At 51.9% G+C, this 1464-nt stretch carries 2 protein-coding genes; one reads left to right on the top strand and one right to left on the bottom strand.

The window, feature by feature from the left end:
* On the bottom strand, positions 1–967 hold a 967-nt coding region (locus tag O2S87_RS18540), incomplete at its 3' end, for an RNA-guided endonuclease InsQ/TnpB family protein (protein ID WP_475410199.1).
* A 166-nt stretch (positions 968–1133) separates the two neighbouring features.
* Here O2S87_RS18540 and O2S87_RS18535 point away from each other — a divergent pair.
* Positions 1134–1352, top strand: coding sequence for a transposase (locus tag O2S87_RS18535; protein WP_475410198.1), 219 nt, complete (start codon positions 1134–1136; stop codon positions 1350–1352).
* Positions 1353–1464 lie beyond the last annotated feature (112 nt).

The following is a 1464-nucleotide window of genomic DNA, read 5'->3' as shown; positions in this document are numbered from 1 at the left end:
GTTCCTCACCCTTGTAGGCGAGATACTGGTAGATCCGGTCGAACGCCCATGTATGCAACTTCTTGTTACCGGTCTTTCCCCAATCAGAGTCCCGCACATCTTCGGGCCAGCTCACCGCGAGCGTCCCAACACCACGCTCAACACACTCGTCGATGATCGCTTGCGAGAAAGTGTGGTAGAAGTGCGTCTCCCGTTCTGAGAGCTTCTGACGTGCCCATTCTGACTGCTCTGAGGGTCCGTTCTCGCCTTCCGTGTTGTATTCTGCACGTTTGAAGTAGTGCTTATCCTGTTTCAGTGAGTTACCGGGATACAGCACGTATTCGTCGGGGAACGCCACTGTTGCGATATTTTTGATACCGAGGTCGATACCAGCCACACCGTCACCTGCTGAATCGGCGGCTTCGATTTCGACCTTACAGACAAAGTGGAGTTCCCACTGTTCACCGTTCCACACAGCCCGTACCTGTTGGACTCTTTCAACCGCAGAGAGATCAACGTCCGGGCGTGTCTGGTACTCACAGAGAACGAAGTCCGACCAATTTGATTTCAGGTTTGCACCTTTCGAGAGTCGGACACGGTTGTTTTCAGGGTCATGCTTGAACCCGTCTTCTTTGAACGTGACTGTAGATAGAGGTCGGCTATCGCCATGCTTTCGGTAGCCGGGAGGGTTTGCTCGATCATCCGTTTGTCGCACGTCGAACCATGACTGGAAGGCACCAGACAGTTCTTCAATGACTGCCTGACTTGATTGGGAGTTTAGATCCTTCCAGCAGGGTCGGGTTTTCATGTAGGCTTTGAGTGTGCCTTCGTTGGGAATCTCGCCGGTCGCCTCCCACACCCGATCTACGGTCCACCGTGCGACGTTCCAGAGTTTCGAGGCGGAATCGCCGAGCGAATCAAAGCCATCACAAACCTGTTGCTGGTTCTGAATGGAAGCAACGTAGGTCCGAGTGGCTTGAATCGCCATACATAGGCTATGTAGGTATTCCTACTTAATGGTGTTGGAGAGCGTTGAATATCCAGATAGAATGTCGTTGGTGGATTGTATGACTTATGTCGGCTTCGCGCCCGGCGTAAACAGTAGTTGCCGAACCTAGCTGAAACTCTTGGCGCTGGGCTGCGTTGGTCAAAAGATGGTTGAGACGACTGAGGCAAGACAGGTCTGTCGTGCTGCTTCGACGTTGCTGTTCCCGGAGCTGGATTTCGATGTGAAACAGTGCGGTGAATACACGAGAGAGGATTTTGGCGAAATCCTCTCTCGTATCGCCTTCGATCACGAGTTCGCAAACACGGGTGGCAAAACGCTCCAACTTGACCGTGACGAGCAAGTGGACGTCGAGTGGTCAGCGTAACTTTTGAATATCGGTGAGGAACTTTTTGATCCAACCATTCGCAAATCCAAGACGTTGAGAGAGATCTAAGAATGTGTCAGTGACAAACTGTTTGAAATGCTCTCGATTCTCG

Source organism: Halohasta sp. A2 (assembly GCF_056175805.1).
Note: the sequence above shows the minus strand (reverse complement) of the source record. Positions and strands in the feature narration are given on the sequence as shown.

What these genes read in the sequence shown, in the direction of transcription:
- O2S87_RS18535 (WP_475410198.1), top strand. Translation starts at nt 1,134, where the DNA reads ATGGTTGAGACGACTGAGGCAAGACAGGTCTGTCGTGCTGCTTCGACG.